15 protein-coding genes are annotated in these 15,470 nt (G+C 68.5%); 2 read left to right on the plus strand and 13 right to left on the minus strand.

Going from position 1 to position 15,470, the window contains the following annotated elements; all coding sequences use genetic code 11:
• Positions 1-10 precede the first annotated feature (10 nt).
• The 7 genes from AB4Y67_RS08990 to AB4Y67_RS09020 form a co-directional block, all read right to left on the minus strand.
• Positions 11-910 (minus strand): SseB family protein, encoded by a 900-nt coding sequence (locus AB4Y67_RS08990; protein ID WP_441405434.1) that lies wholly within the window; start codon positions 908-910, stop codon positions 11-13.
• Positions 911-923: 13 nt separating this feature from the next.
• Positions 924-1,670: a bifunctional 1-(5-phosphoribosyl)-5-((5-phosphoribosylamino)methylideneamino)imidazole-4-carboxamide isomerase/phosphoribosylanthranilate isomerase PriA gene (gene priA / locus AB4Y67_RS08995; protein WP_441405435.1), complete on the minus strand. Its 747-nt coding sequence runs from the start codon at positions 1,668-1,670 to the stop codon at positions 924-926.
• A 52-nt stretch (positions 1,671-1,722) separates the two neighbouring features.
• Positions 1,723-1,881 (minus strand): hypothetical protein, encoded by a 159-nt coding sequence (locus AB4Y67_RS09000; RefSeq protein ID WP_186329225.1) that lies wholly within the window; start codon positions 1,879-1,881, stop codon positions 1,723-1,725.
• On the minus strand, positions 1,882-2,694 hold the full coding sequence (hisH, locus tag AB4Y67_RS09005; RefSeq protein ID WP_441405436.1) for an imidazole glycerol phosphate synthase subunit HisH: 813 nt from the start codon (positions 2,692-2,694) through the stop codon (positions 1,882-1,884).
• Positions 2,691-3,317, minus strand: a complete 627-nt coding sequence (gene hisB, locus AB4Y67_RS09010; RefSeq protein ID WP_441405437.1) for an imidazoleglycerol-phosphate dehydratase HisB — start codon at positions 3,315-3,317, stop codon at positions 2,691-2,693. Before hisB ends, hisH begins: the two co-directional genes overlap by 4 nt.
• A gap of 65 nt (positions 3,318-3,382) precedes the next feature.
• Positions 3,383-4,501, minus strand: coding sequence for a histidinol-phosphate transaminase (locus AB4Y67_RS09015; RefSeq protein WP_441405438.1), 1,119 nt, complete (start codon positions 4,499-4,501; stop codon positions 3,383-3,385).
• A gap of 140 nt (positions 4,502-4,641) precedes the next feature.
• Positions 4,642-5,094 carry a LysM peptidoglycan-binding domain-containing protein gene (locus AB4Y67_RS09020; RefSeq protein WP_441405439.1) on the minus strand — a complete coding sequence of 151 codons (453 nt, stop codon included), beginning with the start codon at positions 5,092-5,094 and terminating at the stop codon, positions 4,642-4,644.
• Between the two features lie 341 nt (positions 5,095-5,435).
• On the opposite strand from AB4Y67_RS09020, the gene lexA reads away from it, so the two are divergent.
• Positions 5,436-6,185 (plus strand): transcriptional repressor LexA, encoded by a 750-nt coding sequence (lexA, locus tag AB4Y67_RS09025; protein ID WP_441405440.1) that lies wholly within the window; start codon positions 5,436-5,438, stop codon positions 6,183-6,185.
• A 208-nt stretch (positions 6,186-6,393) separates the two neighbouring features.
• Here the strand turns inward: lexA and AB4Y67_RS09030 are convergent, their stop codons facing one another.
• Together AB4Y67_RS09030 and hflX are read right to left on the minus strand one after the other, a co-directional pair.
• On the minus strand, positions 6,394-8,565 hold the full coding sequence (locus AB4Y67_RS09030; protein ID WP_441405441.1) for an ATP-dependent DNA helicase: 2,172 nt from the start codon (positions 8,563-8,565) through the stop codon (positions 6,394-6,396).
• Complete coding sequence (gene hflX, locus AB4Y67_RS09035) at positions 8,558-10,126, minus strand: GTPase HflX (RefSeq protein WP_441405442.1); 1,569 nt, start codon at positions 10,124-10,126, stop codon at positions 8,558-8,560. Before hflX ends, AB4Y67_RS09030 begins: the two co-directional genes overlap by 8 nt.
• Before the next feature lie 475 nt (positions 10,127-10,601).
• Here hflX and AB4Y67_RS09040 point away from each other — a divergent pair, with 475 nt between their 5' ends.
• On the plus strand, positions 10,602-11,216 hold the full coding sequence (locus tag AB4Y67_RS09040) for a class I SAM-dependent methyltransferase (protein ID WP_441405443.1): 615 nt from the start codon (positions 10,602-10,604) through the stop codon (positions 11,214-11,216).
• Here AB4Y67_RS09040 and dapF read toward each other — a convergent pair.
• The 4 genes from dapF to AB4Y67_RS09060 all read right to left on the minus strand — a co-directional run bounded on the left by dapF (position 11,197) and on the right by AB4Y67_RS09060 (position 15,437).
• Complete coding sequence (gene dapF, locus AB4Y67_RS09045; protein WP_441405444.1) at positions 11,197-12,153, minus strand: diaminopimelate epimerase; 957 nt, start codon at positions 12,151-12,153, stop codon at positions 11,197-11,199. The genes AB4Y67_RS09040 and dapF overlap by 20 nt on opposite strands.
• 99 nt (positions 12,154-12,252) lie before the next feature.
• Complete coding sequence (gene miaA, locus AB4Y67_RS09050; RefSeq protein ID WP_441405602.1) at positions 12,253-13,146, minus strand: tRNA (adenosine(37)-N6)-dimethylallyltransferase MiaA; 894 nt, start codon at positions 13,144-13,146, stop codon at positions 12,253-12,255.
• Positions 13,147-13,338: 192 nt separating this feature from the next.
• Complete coding sequence (gene miaB, locus AB4Y67_RS09055) at positions 13,339-14,913, minus strand: tRNA (N6-isopentenyl adenosine(37)-C2)-methylthiotransferase MiaB (protein WP_441405445.1); 1,575 nt, start codon at positions 14,911-14,913, stop codon at positions 13,339-13,341.
• Positions 14,914-14,951: 38 nt separating this feature from the next.
• Positions 14,952-15,437, minus strand: coding sequence for a regulatory protein RecX (locus tag AB4Y67_RS09060; protein ID WP_441405603.1), 486 nt, complete (start codon positions 15,435-15,437; stop codon positions 14,952-14,954).
• Positions 15,438-15,470 lie beyond the last annotated feature (33 nt).

Genomic DNA, 15,470 nt, shown 5'->3' on the forward strand with positions numbered 1-15,470 from the left:
CGACCGTCAGCTACTGTGCTGCGCGCTGCAATTTGACCTCGATCGAGTCAACCCGCTCAGCAAATATTTCATTCCGTGCCCAGGCGTTGTTGAGGCCGGACACGATGGACTGGACGCCGGCGGCGTCGAGTCCGTCTTCAAGGTAGAGCACCACGCGGAGCTCCGGGCCGGAGCCTCCGCCCGGGAGCTGCCTTCCCTCGGCCGTAACCGCGGCAACTCCCCCGCCCCGATGAATTTCAACACGGCGGACCGCGGGAAAGCCAACTGCGGCCTCGCCGAGGTTCCGGGCGAGCTCGGGATCAGCGTACGACGGCGTCCAGTCCCGCTGCTGGGCAAGGGCCCACACCGCGGGCCGGCGCACCACAAAGGTGATAGCGGACCCGGGGTCGAGCACGAGCAGTTCCGCCCCCTCGGCGACCGCGGAGAGTGCAGCGCGGGCCGCGTATACGGCTACCGGGCGCGCCTCGGGATGCCAGGCCTCGAGTGAAGCCGCAGAGGTGAAGACGGGCATCGCTGTCCGGCCGTCGGGGGCCTTGAGGGTTACGAGCGCCATGTCCGCCTGCTTGTCGGAGTGCAGGCCGCCGGCACCTTCGCCTTCTTCGGCGAGTGTGGCGATGATCGGCACAAACACCCGCGCCGTAGCGAGCGATGCCACCACCGCAGCCTCATCGCCGTCGCCCGCTTCGAGGGCAGCCAGCGCGGCGAGGTAGCCGGCCTCGGGGGTGCCGTCGTCGTCCTCGAAGTTGTGGATCGTAGCGTCCTCGCCGGACAGACTGCGCCCCGCCCACGGTTGGCCCGCAGAGTCGGTCGCTCCCCCGGCGCCCGCCAGGGCTGCGGCGATGTGTCCGGGCAACTGGCGTGTTGGGACGTGGTTGTCAGCTGCGTTGCCGCCCGTGGGCCGGTGCTCCATGCTGCGGGCTTTCCTAGCGGCGGCCGGCGACGTCGAGGGCCTCGGGCAGCGTGAAGTTGCCGTTGTAGAGGGCCTTGCCGACGATGGCGCCTTCGACGCCGAGCGGCACGAGGGAACGCAGGACCTTGAGGTCCTCGAGGCTGGAGATCCCGCCTGAGGCGACGACGGGTTTGCCGGTCTTTTCCACCATCTGGCGCAGCAGTTCGACGTTAGGGCCCTGGAGGGTGCCGTCCTTGGTGACGTCGGTGACGACGTAGCGGGAGCAACCGGCCTCCTCGAGGCGTCCGAGGACCTCCCAGAGGTCGCCGCCTTCCTTGGTCCAGCCGCGGCCGGCCAGCGTGGTGCCGCGGACGTCCAGCCCGACGGCGATCTTGTCGCCGAAGCGCTCGATCACCCGGGCGGTCCACTCTGGGTTCTCCAGTGCCGCGGTGCCCAGGTTCACGCGGGCCACGCCCAGGTCCAGTGCCTTCTCGAGGGACTCGTCGTCGCGCAGGCCGCCGGACAGTTCCACCTTGATGTCCAGCCGGCCGACCACTTCGCGCAGCAGTTCGGCGTTGGAGCCCCTGCCGAAGGCGGCGTCGAGGTCCACGAGGTGGACCCATTCGGCGCCCTGCTGCTGCCAGTTGAGTGCAGCCTCCAGCGGCGTGCCGTAGCTCGTCTCGCTGCCGGCCTCGCCCTGGACGAGGCGCACGGCCTGGCCGTTGACGACGTCGACGGCGGGCAGCAGCTCGAGCACGGGCAGCGGGGTTTCGGTGGTCATCGTGGATCCTCAGCTCTTCAGGGACGGCAGGTGGTCGGGGCGCTGCGGGTGGTCAGGCGGCAGGCAGGGTCAGGAGGTAGGCGGCCAGCAGCGCCATCCCGGCCAGGACGTAAAACACGATCTGGACCCAGCGCGGGCTCTTCTGCTGGCGGAAGGACAGCGCTCCGCCGACGAGCAGCCCGGCGAGGCCCATCAGCACGATGGACCACATCTAGGCGGTCCCGGCTTCCGGGGCGGCGTCGGACAGAGTGGCGTCGGACGGCACGGCTTCTGCGCGCACTGAGTCCGGGGCCGCTGATTCCGCGGCCCGGGAGCGGTCCCGCAGGCTCTCAACCCAGTTGCGCAGCAGGTGCGCCCCGGCGTCGCCGGACTTTTCGGGGTGGAACTGTGTGGCGCACAGCGGGCCGTTTTCCACGGCCGCGATGAACGGGGCACCGTGCTCGGACCAGGTGACCAGGGGCGCCGCCATCCGCGGCTGGATGACGTCGAAGTCCCACTGCTGGACCCCGTAGGAGTGCACAAAGTAGAAGCGTTCGTCTTCGACGCCGGCGAACAGCTTGGAGCCTTCCGGGACGGATACGGTGTTCCAGCCCATGTGCGGCACGACATCGGCGGGAAGGAGTTCGACCTTCCCGGGCCACTCCCCCATTCCTTCGGCTTCGGTGCCGTGCTCGACGCCGGCCTCGAACAGGACCTGGAGGCCGACGCAGATGGCCAGGACCGGCCGGCCGCCGGCCACGCGGCGGCCGATCATGCGGATCCCGTCGACGGCTTTGAGCTCGCGCATCACCGTTTCGAACGCACCGACGCCGGGCACCACGAGGCCGTCGGCGTTGAGCACGTCCTGCGGCTTGGAACTGAGGATCACTTCGGCACCGGCACGCTCGAGGGCGCGGACGGCGGAGCGGACGTTGCCGGAGCCGTAGTCGAGGACCGTGACGGTCGGCTTGCCCTCGGGCGACGCCGGCTTCGCGCCGGCGTCGGGGTCGATGATGGCGCCGTCCTTCAGCACTTTGCCGGTCACAGCGCACCCTTGGTGGAGGGAATGCCCTCGACGCGCGGGTCCGGTTCGACGGCGGCGCGCAGGGCGCGGGCGAAGGCCTTGAACTGGGCCTCGACGATGTGGTGCGGGTCCCGGCCGGCGGTGACGTTCATGTGCAGGCAGATGCCGGCGTGCAGGGTGATCGCCTCGAAGACGTGGCGGGTGAGGGAACCGGTGAAGTGTCCGCCGATCAGGTGGTACTCCTGGCCTGCCGGTTCTCCGCCGTGCACGAGGTACGGGCGGCCGGAGACATCGACGACGGCGTGCGCGAGGGCTTCGTCGAGGGGCACTGTGGCTTCGCCGAAGCGGCGGATCCCGGCCTTGTTTCCGAGGGCGGTGCGCAGGACCTCGCCGAAGGTGATCGCAACGTCCTCGACCGTGTGGTGGACGTCGATGTGTGTGTCGCCGGTGGCCTTGACCGTCATGTCGATCAGGGAGTGCTTGCTCAGCGCCGTCAGCATGTGGTCGTAGAACGGGACCGAGGTGCTGATGTCCGAGACGCCGGTGCCGTCCAGGTTGATCTCGACCAGCACCGATGACTCGCTGGTGGTCCGTTCCATGCGTGCGGTCCGGCCCTCGGCAGCGGTTGTTCCGGTGGTGCTCATGTGGGTGTCCTTTGGATGACGACGGTGCCCGGCGAACAGGGCAGGGTGGATGTCCTGGGTTAAGTCTAGGCGCGCTGCACTGCGCGGCCGGCCAGGATCCGCTCGAGGGCTTCGAGGAAGGCTGTGGTTTCCGTCTCAGTCCCGGCGGTGACACGAAGGTGCCCGGGAATGCCGACGTCGCGGATGAGCACCCCGGCATCCAGCAGTTCCTGCCAGACCTCGTGCGGGTTGTCCAGACCGCCGAAGAAGACATAGTTCGAGTCGGAGGCGGCAGGCTTGAGGCCCATCCGCTGCAGTTCGGCCACGATCCTGTCGCGCTGCCGCTTGATGTCCTCGACGTCGGCCATCAGCGCGACCCGGTGGTGCAGGGCGGCCAGGGCTGTCGCCTGGGTGATGGCCGAGAGGTGGTACGGGAGCCGGACCAGGCGCAGGGCGTCGGTGACCTCCGGGGCTGCCGCCATGTAGCCGACACGGGCTCCGGCCAGGGCGAAGGCCTTGCTCATGGTGCGCGAAACGATCAGCCGTTCCCGGCCGGGCAGCAGCGTCAGCGCGCTGGGCGTGCCGTTGTGGGCGAACTCGTGGTAGGCCTCATCGACGATAACGATGGTCTGGCTGGCCTCGCCGGCCTCGTAGACAGCCTCGACGACGTCCAGGCCAAGCCCGGTGCCGGTGGGGTTGTTCGGGGAGCAGAGGAACACGATGTTCGGCTGGAGTTCGCGGACCTGCCGGGCGGCCGACTCGGCACTGAGCCCGTAGTCATCGGCGCGGATCCCGGCGATGTACCCGGTGTCCGTGCCGGAAGCCAGCAGCGGGTACATGGAGTATGTGGGAGGGAAACCAAGGGCGGTGCGGCCGGGACCGCCGAAGGCCTGGAGGATCTGCTGGAGAACCTCGTTGGAGCCGTTCGCGGCCCAGATGTTGTCCGCGGCCAGTCCGTGCCCGAGGTATTCGGCCAGCGCCTCCCGCAGTTCCGTGAATTCGCGGTCCGGATAGCGGTTCAGTCCGGCGGCGGCAATGGTGACGGCGTCGGAGATGGCCGCGAGGACGTCGGCCGGGACGCCGTGGGTGTTCTCGTTGACGTTGAGCAGGATGGGGACGTCCAGCTGCGGTGCCCCGTAGGGGGTCAGGCCCCGCAGGTTGGTCCGGAGGGGAAGTCGGTTCAGGCGCTCTAACTGGTCAGTCACTTGTCCAGTTTAAGTGAGTTCGCGGCGGGCCCGGAAACTGTGACGCTTTGCGGGGCTGTCGGCGCCCTGCGGAACGCCTCGAGACCCTCAAGCGACGGGACCCCTGAGCTATCTGGATGGAGCTGCCTGGCCGGAACGAACTAGTTGGACGGAATGAAGAGCGCCTGGCCCGGCACGACGCGGGCGGCCTCGAGGTTGTTCAGCTGGATGATGTCGGCGACGACGTCGCGGGGATCGCGCTCGGGCGCCACTGCCTCGGCGATGGCCCACAAGGATTCGCCGGGCTGCACCGTTACCGAGACTGTGGGTGTCAACGACAGCTCGGCGGCAGAGTCCGCCGCCTTTGCCGGGGCGTTGAGGAATCCGCTGAAGGAGAGAACCAGTGCGGCCAGCAGGATGAGCGGCACCCCAATGAAGACGAAGCGCCCCCGCCGGGTGAGCTTAAGCGGCGCCTGCTTTGCCTGTTCGGCACGACCGCTGGGGCCGGACTGGCCGGGCTGACCTGTGCCGCTGCCGGTGCCGGTGCCGGGCCGGCCATAGTCGCCGAATGAGTCGCGGCCGAAAGTGTCGTGAAACGCGCTTGATGCTGACATGAACTGAGCCCTCCTGGACCATACTGTGCCGCCCGGCGTACTCCACGTACCCGCCGCCAACCGGCCTGACCTTCGAACAAAGAGACGAATAACCTGTTCCAACCGAACTGCGCCAAACTAGAACACATATTCGAATCTTGCTAGTTCTGTTTTAGCACTTATTGACGAACATTGTCGAGACTCGCTAGAACAAATGTTTGAAAAAGCTGTGTGGCTGGCCTACGTTTGAGTCAAAGAACAACCACTTCTGCAGTTGATCAGCAGGGTCTGACATTTCAGGCCGGAAGTTCCCGGCAGCTGCAGCCACAGCGGCCGGGCGGAACGGAAAGGCGTTGGCGAACATGGCAGCACAAGCCACTGGCGGCAGGGCCACCCAGCGGAGCCCGCAGGCAGCCCGGCCACCCAAGAGCCTTACCGTCCGGCAAAAGAAGATTCTGGAGACCATCCAGCGCTCCGTGACGGACAACGGGTACCCGCCGTCCATGCGCGAAATCGGCGACACGGTGGGCCTCGCGAGCCTTTCCAGCGTGACCCACCAGCTTTCGCAGCTCGAGAAGCTCGGCTACTTGCGGCGTGATCCCAAGCGCCCTCGGGCCATGGAAGTGCTGATGCCGTTGACCCTCGATGAGGGAACCGCGAAAATTTCAGGCGTCGAGAAGTCCAGCGGCCTGCGCAGTGTCGGCGGCTTGTCTGTTTCGGAGCTGGCCAGTGCCACGGATACCGCCATGGTGCCGTTGGTGGGCCGGATCGCCGCGGGCGGACCGATCCTGGCCGACCAGGTGGTTGAGGACGTTATGCCCCTGCCCCGCCAGCTGGTGGGCCACGGCGAGCTCTTTATGCTCAAGGTCGCCGGTGACTCGATGATCGATGCGGCCATCTGCGACGGTGACTGGGTGGTGGTGCGCAGGCAGGGCGATGCTGTCAATGGTGACATTGTGGCCGCCCTGCTGGATGACGAGGCAACAGTGAAGACCTTCCGCCAGCGTGACGGCCACACCTGGCTGCTGCCGCAGAATACCCAGTACGAGCCCATCCTCGGCGATCATGCCGTCATTATGGGCAAAGTCGTCTCGGTGCTGCGCTCCCTCTAGGACTGAACCTCCCGGCAGCTCAGAGCTGCCCAGTCCCTGCGAACACGGCCCCGCCGGCGTTGACCAGTTCACGCCGGACGGGGCCTTTCGCGTTCCTCCCGGTTACTGGCACCCCGGCGGCGGCAGGGTCCCGGAAAATCCGCGGACGCCGCGGGGACCCGCATCCCGGCCCGGTCACATGTCCCGGCAGGGTCCCAACCCGGCGGGGCTACGTGGCGGGCTGCCCTGATTCCTTCGCGAGCCGCTCCAGAGCCGCGACGGCGATGGCGGGGTCCGTGGTGGGCCAGAACGGCGGCAGGGCGGCGCGGAGGAATCCCCCGTAGCGTTCGGTGGACAGCCGCGAGTCCAGCACAGCCACCACACCCTTGTCCGTCGTCGTGCGGATCAGTCGGCCCGCGCCCTGGGCCAGACGGATGGCAGCGTGGGTCGCGGAAACACTCATGAAGCCGTTGCCGCCGGCCTGGGCCACGGCCCGGGACCGCGCCGTCATCAGGGGATCGTCGGGCCGCGGGAACGGGATCCGGTCGATCACTACGAGGCGGCAGGAGGTCCCCGGCACGTCGACGCCCTGCCACAGGGACATGGTGCCGAAGAGGCAGGTGTCCGGCTCGTCGGCGAACTGCTTCACCAGCGCCGTCATGGTGGAATCCCCCTGGCAGAGGATGCTCATGTCCAGCCGTGGCCGCAAGGCCTCGGCAGCGTCCTCGGCGGCGCGCCGCGACGAGAAAAGGCACAGCGCCCCGCCGCCGGAGGCCCGGATCAGCTTCTCGAGTTCGTCGAGCGCTTCCGGGGACGTGCCGCGGCCGGGCTTGGGCAGATGCTTGGCAACGTACAGGATGCCCTGCTTGGGGTATTCGAACGGAGAGCCGACGTCGACGCCGGTCCAGCTCGGGGCGCCTGGACCCACCAGGCCCAGGCCGCCGGCAGCAGGTTCGAAAGCGGACCCGATCGCCAGGGTGGCCGAGGTGAGGATGACCGTGTGGTCCGCGAACAGGCCCTCGCGGAGCCGCCCGGCAACGCTGAGCGGGGCGATATTGACCAGCGCCGGGGCGGACTCGTCGGGCTGGGAGTAGCCCTGCTGCGGGTCGAAGGTGCTGTTGCGGGAAAACCAGACCACTTCGCGGTTCTCGCGTGCTGCCAGCAGCCGTTCACAGAGTTCCAGGATCACCATGAGCCGGGAGCGCGCGAGCTGGCGGCCGCCGTCGGCCGTGTTCGCGCTGTCCCCCTTGGAATCCGAGAGCGCGGCGCGGCAGGCGTCCCGCAACTGGTCCACGCAGTCCAGCTGTTCGCTGTTGAGGCCGTTGGGCATAAGCCCGCTGGGGACGCCCTCAATGGCAAGTTCGAGGTTGGATGCGGCGTTGTTCAGCGCGTCCACGGTGATGCCGGCGTGCTTCCGTGCCCCGGACGCGGCGGCGTGCACCATGGCCACAGAAAGCTGGCCGGACACGGCGCCGGTCACGCGGTCCTGGAGCTCGTGGGCTTCATCGACCACCACGACGTCGTATTCCGGCAGCACGGCGAGGCCTTCGAAGGCGCTGACGGCCAGCATCGCGTGGTTGGTGACCACGACGTCGGCGTCCGCGGCGTTTTGCCGGGCCAGTTCGCTGAAGCATTCGGCTGCCAGGGGGCATTTCTGCGCGCCGAGGCACTCCATGGAGGTGACGGAGACCTGCCGCCAGGCGCGGTCCGTGACGCCGGGCAGGAGTTCGTCGCGGTCCCCTGTCACGGTGTCCTCGGCCCACTCGCGCAGCCGGACGACCTCCTTGCCGAGCTGGGAGGACGGACCGCCCATGGCCGCGGCGAAGTGCGGCACGGAGGTGTCCTCGCCGAGCGAGAAGAGCTGGCCCTCCGACGGTTCTTCGGAGGGGAAGCCGCCTTCGAGCTTGTGGCGGCACACGTAGTTGGACCGGCCCTTGACGAGGGCGACTTTGACGGGCCGGTCGAGCGCCGGGGTGATGGTCTTCAGCAGCCGGGGCAGGTCACGGCCCACGATCTGGGTCTGCAGTGCCAGCGTGGCCGTGGAGACCAGCGTGGGCTTGTCGCTGACGAGCGAATGGGCGATCAGGGGGATCAGGTAGGCGAGTGACTTGCCGGTGCCGGTGCCGGCCTGGACCAGCAGGTGGTCGCCGCTGTCAATCGCCTGCGCCACCTGCCGGGCCATTTCGTGCTGGCCGTCGCGGCTCTGGCCGCCCATCCCGGACACGGCCCGGTCGAGGAGTTCGATAACGAACTCCCCGCCGGTCCTGCCGCCCGAACGTGCCGGACGTTCTCCGGCGTCCGTTCCTGCAGCCCCGGTTCCTGCAGCCCCGGTTCCTGCGTCGTCCTCCCCCGCCGGGTCGCCCGTGCCTGTGTCCGCCCCGGTCACCGCTGCCTCAGTCATTGCTGATGAACGAATCCAGTTCAGCGGCCAGTCCCTCGCGCACCATTACGACGGCGCGGGTTCCCGCTTCCTCGTGGTCGAGGCTGAGGATCTCGGCGTCGGCTTCGTGCAGCTTGCTGATCAGGTCCCCGCGGTTGTAGGGGATGAGCAGCTCCAGCTTCACGCTGGGCCGCGGAATGCCTTCACTGATGGCCTTGAGTAGCTCCGGGATGCCTTCGCCGGTGCGCGCCGACACCACCACGTGGCGCGGTTCGCGCTGCTTCAGCCGCTCGATCACGAAGGGATCCGCGGCGTCGGCCTTGTTCAGGACGATGATTTCGGGCACCTTGCGGGCGTCGACTTCGCTGAACACCTTGCGGACGGCAGCGATCTGGCCTTCCGGATCCGGGTGCGAGACGTCCACGACGTGCAGGATCAGGTCCGAATCGGCAACCTCCTCCAGGGTGGAGCGGAACGCCTCCACAAGCTGGGTCGGCAGCGACCGGACGAACCCCACGGTGTCGGCAAGGGTGTAGCCCAGCCCGTCTGAGGTTTCGGCCTTGCGGACCGTCGGGTCCAGGGTGGCGAACAGGGCGTTCTCCACCAGGACACCGGCGTCGGTCAGCCGGTTCAGGAGCGAGGACTTACCGGCGTTGGTGTACCCGGCGATCGCCACGGACGGCACGGAATTACGACGGCGGTTGGCGCGCTTGGTCTCCCGGGCCGGCTTCATTGCGGCGATTTCACGCCGAAGCTTGGCCATCCGGGTGCGGATCCGGCGGCGGTCCAGTTCGATCTTGGTTTCACCCGGACCGCGCGAACCCATACCCGCACCGGCACCGCCCACCTGGCCACCGGCCTGGCGGGACATCGAGTCACCCCAGCCGCGCAGGCGCGGGAGCAGGTATTCGAGCTGGGCCAGTTCCACCTGGGCCTTGCCCTCGCGGCTCTTGGCGTGCTGGGCAAAGATGTCCAGGATCAGGGCCGTGCGGTCGATGACCTTGACCTTGACGATGTCTTCCAGGCTGCGGCGCTGGGACGGCGCCAGTTCGGCGTCGACGACGACGGTGTCCGCGCCCGTGGACATCACGATGTCCTTGAGTTCCTGCGCCTTGCCGGAGCCGAGGAAGGTGCCCGGATCGGGCTTCTGGCGGCGCTGGACGATACCGTCCAGGACCTCCGAACCGGCGGTCTCGGCCAGCGCGGCGAGTTCCCGGAGGGAGTTCTCGGCGTCGGCAAGGGTCCCTTCCGTCCAAAGGCCGGCCAGCACGACGCGCTCGAGCCGCAGCTGCCGGTATTCGACTTCGGTGACGTCTTCGAGCTCGGTGGACAACCCGGCGGTGCGGCGCAGGGCGTGCCGTTCCGCGAGGTCCTGCTGGTCGCCGTCGTAGGTGCTGTGCTCCTCGTCCAGCCGGGAGATCGCCTGCGCTTTGCCGAGCACCGAAGCGGGATCACCGGCGGCCGGGGCTGCCTTCCGGGCAGGAGTGTCCTTGGCGAGGATCCGGTCGATGACAGCCTGGATTTCCGCAGGACTCATGTCTTGGGATGCTGAATCGGGTCCGGTGTTGGGCTGGCTGGTCATGGTCTCCTTTAGAGGTTCGGCAGTTTCAGAATAGTGCCGATCGGTGCTGTGCGGGGCGGTATTCGCGCTGGGCTGACGACTATTGGTCATTCATGGCCTCCTGGGATGCCTGCGGCAGCGGTGCCGGGGGCAGGGTGGGCTCCGGGCCGGAGCGGTGGAAACGGGGAGGGAACAGGCATGGGTTCTGCCTTGAGGAGGGAGTTGTTCCGCCCGGGCCGGGCTCCAGTGAGCGCTGCCAAACTCCAAGTTCGGGCGCCAGCGGCGAATCCATTTCAGGACAATCACGGGTGGCGCACTGAGCGGAAGGTAACTACCTGCGTCGCTGCGGGGACGGGACTCCGGTGAAGAACGGAAGGCCCGTGCCGGCTACTTGAAGATCAAGAACATGTTTTTAACACTAGCAGACGGCCCGGCTGGCTCCGGCCGGCCGCCGCGGTTTCCTCTAGGGGCCGACGGCCAACTAATCTAGCCAGTTATGGAGTCTGCACACTATTTCAGCGCCCAGCCCTCTGGGCCGTTCACCCGCAAGCCACTGACCGTGGAGCTTGCCGGTGCCACGCGGCAACTGCAGACGTCCTCCGGTATCTTCAGCCCGGACGGCATCGACAAAGGCACGGCTGTGCTGCTGGCCGAGGCCCCATCCCCCGCGCCGCAGGGGAACTTGCTGGACATTGGTTGCGGCTGGGGTCCGATCGCGCTGACCATGGCCCTGCGGGCACCGCATTCCCGGGTCTACGCCGTGGACGTCAACGAGCGCTGCGTGACCCTAACCAACGAAAACGCCACACTGCTGGGCTTGGGCAACGTCACGGCCAGCACGCCCGACGCCGTCGACCCCGAGCTTCGCTTCGACACCATCTGGTCCAACCCGCCCATCCGGATCGGCAAGGACGAGCTCCACGCCCTGCTGCTCCTGTGGCTTCCCCGGCTGGCGCCGGGCGGCTCCGCATGGCTGGTGGTGCAGAAGAACCTGGGGTCGGATTCGCTGCAGCGCTGGCTCGCAGCAGAGCTGGACAGCAGCTTCGCGGTGACGCGCGAGAGCACCTCGAAGTCGTTCCGGATCCTTCGGGTCAGGAAAGCGTCCCACTAGCGACGATCACCGCGGGGCCGCTGAGCTCGACGTGCTCGTGGCCCGCGGCGCCGAGGAAGAACTTCACGCCGACGACTCCGCCTGGGACATGGACATTCCACGCATCCGGGGCACCCTGGCCGGCCCAGTGGCGGATCGCGACGGCGGCCGCGCAGGCGCCAGTGCCGCAGGACTGCGTTTCTCCGACTCCGCGCTCATGAACGCGCATGGTGATGGTTCCTACGCCTTCGTGGACCAGCGGCTCGGACGGCACCACGAACTCAACATTGGTTCCGTGCGGCGGGGTGGGGTCCACGTGGGGTGCGGTGAACAGCTGCGTGGCCTCCAGCTCGGCGAGTTCTGCCAGTGCCACAACGGTATGCGGGTTGCCCATGCTGACGGACAGGGCGGGCCGGGCGACCTCCAGCCCCGCCGCGCTGACCAGTGAATCCATGGCCCGGGCGGTGGCCTCGCCCGGGAAGATGAATTCCCAAGGGCCCATGTCGACGGCGTAGCCGGAGGCGGTGCGGACGATGGTCTTGGCGCCGCCGCGGGTGCCGATGGTCAGTGATTCGCCGGCAGGCAGTTCGACGAGGCCTTCGGCAATCAGGAAGTGCACAAAGACGCGGACGCCGTTGCCGCACATCTCGGAGAGTGAGCCGTCGCCGTTGCGGTAGTCCATGAACCATTCGGCGTCCGGGTGCCGGGTCAGCAGCTCCTGGCCCTCGGCGAGCAACCGGGACGGGACGGCGCGGATCAGTCCGTCGCCGCCGATTCCGCGGTGGCGGTCGCACAGGGCTGCGACCTGCTCCGGCGTCACCGACAGCGTGCCGTTGGGGTCGGCCAGGAGCACAAAGTCGTTGCCCGTGCCGTGGCCCTTGGAAAACGTCAGTCCGCTCAGGGCAGCAGGGTCAGCGGCGGTGTTGCGATCGGCGGCCGCGGCCAGGGGTTCGTCCATGCTCCAAGGTTACCGTTTCGACCCGGGGCCGCCCGTCAACCTCCCCGGGAATCCACCCTGGCGATCCACTCGCCGACAGGGAACTGCCGGCCCGGAACGTCAGCCGGGGACGCAGAGGGCAGCCGCCTTGGCCACCAGTTCCGGATCCTGCCAGTCAAGCCAGTGGATGCGGGGGTCGGCGCGGAACCAGGTGAGCTGGCGGCGCGCGAACTGCCGGGTCGCAACGATCGTTTCCTCGGCGGCCTGCGCCGGGTCGGATCCGCCGTCGAGGACGTTCAGGAATTGGGCGTACCCGAGGGCGCGCGGCGCGGTCTTGCCGAGCCGGAGTCCGGCGGCGTCGAGCCTCCGGACCTCATCGAGGAGCCCGCTGTCCACCATGGTGTGGACCCGGCGGGCGAGCCGTTCCCGGAGCTGTCCCCGGTCTACCTCGAGCCCGATTTGCACGGCGGGCTGGAAGTACTCGCGGGTGGGCATGAACGAGCTGAACGGCCGTCCTGTCAGTTCGAATACTTCCAGCGCGCGGATGATCCGGCGGGCGTCCCCGAGCCGGCCGGCCGAGACCGGGTCCACGGCTTCCAGCCGTGCCCGCAGCGGCGCCGGTCCGGCGGTTTCCAGTTCCGCTTCGAGCCGGCCCCGGATGGCGGGGTCGGTGCCCGGGAAATCCAGCACGTCGAGGGCGGCTCGGACGTAGAGGCCGGAGCCGCCGGCCAGGATGGCGCGTTTGCCGCGGGCGTGGATGCCGGCGATGAGTTCGCGGGCCTGCTGCTGGAAGTCCGAGACGCTGGCTTCCTCGGTCACATCCAGGATGTCCAGGAGATGGTGCGGCACTCCCCTGCGTTCGGCCATGGTGATCTTGGCGGTGCCGATGTCCATGCCGCGGTAGAACTGCATGGAATCGGCGTTGATGACTTCGCCGTCGAGCTCCCGTGCCAGCGAGACGGCGAGGTCGGACTTGCCGGAGCCGGTGGGCCCGACGACGGCGATCACCGGCAGAGCGCCGTCCGCCGCTGTCCCCGCAGCCGCGCCGTCAGCTACGGCACCCTTCGGTGCGGCGGCGTCCGGTGCTGTGCCGGCCGGCGCTGCGCCTTCCGGTGCTGTGCCTGCGGGGGCGCTCACTGCGGGTGGTGTTCCTGCTGCGGCGTCGTGTGCGCTGCCGGCAGCGGGGCCCTGCTGAGCTGTCACGGACTAGCGGCCGCGGACGGGAAGGGTGGGCATTCCCAGCGACACCCCGGTGGCACCGGACGCGGATCCCGGAGCGGGTGCGCCGCAGGAGTCCGCCTGGGACCTGTCCCAGGCGTCGCCCGCGCGCGAGCGTCGGAGGCTGTAGTCGGCCGACGTCGCCGGGTCGGCGACGAGGTGGAACGACGCGGCCTCGGTGATGGTCACGGTGACCAGGTCGCCGGGGCGGGGCGTCTGCGCACCGGCCGGCACGGAGAAGTGGACCAGGCGCTGGTCCTGGGACCGGCCCGAGAGCCGGTGGGTCTCTCCGGATTTGCGTCCGGACTGGGCCGTGACCATGACCTCGACGCGCCGGCCGAGCTGGCGGGCGTTCTCCTCGGCGGCGATGCGGTCCTGCAGGGCGGTGAGGCGTTCGAAGCGTTCCTGCACGACGGCCTTGGGGAGCTGGTCCGGGAGCTCCGCGGCGGGTGTGCCGGGTCGCTTGGAGTACTGGAAGGTGAAGGCGGTGGCGAAGCGGGACTTCTCGACGACGTCGAGCGTGGCCTGGAAGTCCTCCTCGGTCTCGCCGGGGAAGCCGACGATGATGTCCGTGGAGATGGCGGCGTGCGGGATCTTCTCGCGCACCTTGTCCAGGATGCCGAGGAACTTGGTGGAGCGGTAGGACCGCTTCATGTCCTTGAGGACTTTGTCGGAGCCGGACTGCAGGGGCATGTGCAGCTGCGGCATCACGTTCGGGGTCTCGGCCATGGCGTCGATGACGTCGTCGGTGAAGGCGGCGGGGTGCGGGCTCGTGAACCGGACGCGTTCGAGGCCGGGGATGTCGCCGCAGGCGCGCAGGAGCTTCGAGAACGCCTGCCGGTCGCCGAATTCGACGCCGTAGGAGTTTACGTTCTGGCCCAGCAGGGTTACTTCGATCGCGCCGTCGTCGACGAGGGCCTGGATCTCGGCCAGGATGTCGCCGGGTCGTCGGTCCTTTTCCTTGCCGCGCAGGGCCGGGACGATGCAGAACGTGCAGGTGTTGTTGCAGCCGACGGAGATCGACACCCAGCCGGAATAGACCGAGTCCCGCTTGGTGGGCAGCGTTGACGGGAAGACGTCGAGGGACTCGAGGATCTCGAGCTGCGCTTCGTTGTTGTGCCGGGCGCGTTCCAGCAGGGCCGGCAGGGCGCCGACGTTGTGGGTGCCGAAGACGGCGTCTACCCAGGGGGCCTTCTTCAGGATGGTGTCGCGGTCCTTCTGCGCGAGGCAGCCTCCGACGGCGATCTGCATTCCGGGGTTGGCGGCCTTGACCGGCGCCAGGATGCCCAGGTTGCCGTAGAGCTTGTTGTCGGCGTTTTCCCGAACCGCGCAGGTGTTGAACACCACGACGTCGGCCAGTTCTCCGGCGGAGGGGACGTAGCCGGCGGCCTCGAGCATCCCGGACATCCGCTCGGAGTCGTGCACGTTCATCTGGCAGCCGAATGTCCGCACCTGGTAGGTACGGGGCTGCGGTGTGGCGGACGTGGACCCGGCGCCAGGTGTTGACGAGGCGTCCGTGGGAGGGGTGGGGCCGGCTGCTGGGGAGGGAATGGTCAAACTCACCTGTTAAGGGTACCGGGTCGGCGCGCTGCCGGGCTTCCCTAGAACTCCGGTCCGGACCCCGCGCCGGCCCCGGACACGGCGTCATCGAGGACTTCGCCGACGATCCGGAACGCCTGTGAGGGCTGGTATCCCTTGCGGGCAAGCATGGACGCCAGCCGCCGCGTGGTCTTGTCCCGCTCCGCGCGGTCCTCGAACGCAGTCACGCCGCGGAGCTTGCGCTGGACGAGTTCGCGGGCCGCCGCTTCCTCGTCCTCGTCGCTGAGCTGTTCCAGGGCGCCGGTCGCGGTGTCCTCGTCGATGCCCTTCTCGGCGAGTTCGCGGCGGAGGGCGCCCTTGGCGAGTTTGCGGCTCTGGGACCGGGACCGGACCCACATGTCGGCAAAATCCGCGTCGTCCACGAGCTTCACCTCTTCGAAGCGGTCCAGGACCGCCTCGGCGACGTCGTCCGGGATGTTGCGCTCTGCCAGCTTGCGGGCGAGCTGCAACCGGCTTTTGGGCGAGTTCGTCAGCTGCCGCAGGACAATGTTGCGTGCGACTGCGGCCGGATCCGCGTCACG

The sequence above is a fragment of the Arthrobacter sp. YAF17 genome (assembly GCF_052113365.1).
Classification (GTDB): domain Bacteria; phylum Actinomycetota; class Actinomycetes; order Actinomycetales; family Micrococcaceae; genus Arthrobacter.

What these genes read in the sequence shown, in the direction of transcription:
- hflX (WP_441405442.1), bottom strand. Translation starts at nt 10,126, where the DNA reads ATGACCAGCCAGCCCAACACCGGACCCGATTCAGCATCCCAAGACATG.
- AB4Y67_RS09030 (WP_441405441.1), bottom strand. Translation starts at nt 8,565, where the DNA reads ATGACTGAGGCAGCGGTGACCGGGGCGGACACAGGCACGGGCGACCCG.
- dapF (WP_441405444.1), bottom strand. Translation starts at nt 12,153, where the DNA reads ATGGACGAACCCCTGGCCGCGGCCGCCGATCGCAACACCGCCGCTGAC.
- lexA (WP_441405440.1), top strand. Translation starts at nt 5,436, where the DNA reads ATGGCAGCACAAGCCACTGGCGGCAGGGCCACCCAGCGGAGCCCGCAG.
- hisB (WP_441405437.1), bottom strand. Translation starts at nt 3,317, where the DNA reads ATGAGCACCACCGGAACAACCGCTGCCGAGGGCCGGACCGCACGCATG.
- AB4Y67_RS09020 (WP_441405439.1), bottom strand. Translation starts at nt 5,094, where the DNA reads ATGTCAGCATCAAGCGCGTTTCACGACACTTTCGGCCGCGACTCATTC.
- AB4Y67_RS09000 (WP_186329225.1), bottom strand. Translation starts at nt 1,881, where the DNA reads ATGTGGTCCATCGTGCTGATGGGCCTCGCCGGGCTGCTCGTCGGCGGA.
- AB4Y67_RS08990 (WP_441405434.1), bottom strand. Translation starts at nt 910, where the DNA reads ATGGAGCACCGGCCCACGGGCGGCAACGCAGCTGACAACCACGTCCCA.
- priA (WP_441405435.1), bottom strand. Translation starts at nt 1,670, where the DNA reads ATGACCACCGAAACCCCGCTGCCCGTGCTCGAGCTGCTGCCCGCCGTC.
- AB4Y67_RS09040 (WP_441405443.1), top strand. Translation starts at nt 10,602, where the DNA reads ATGGAGTCTGCACACTATTTCAGCGCCCAGCCCTCTGGGCCGTTCACC.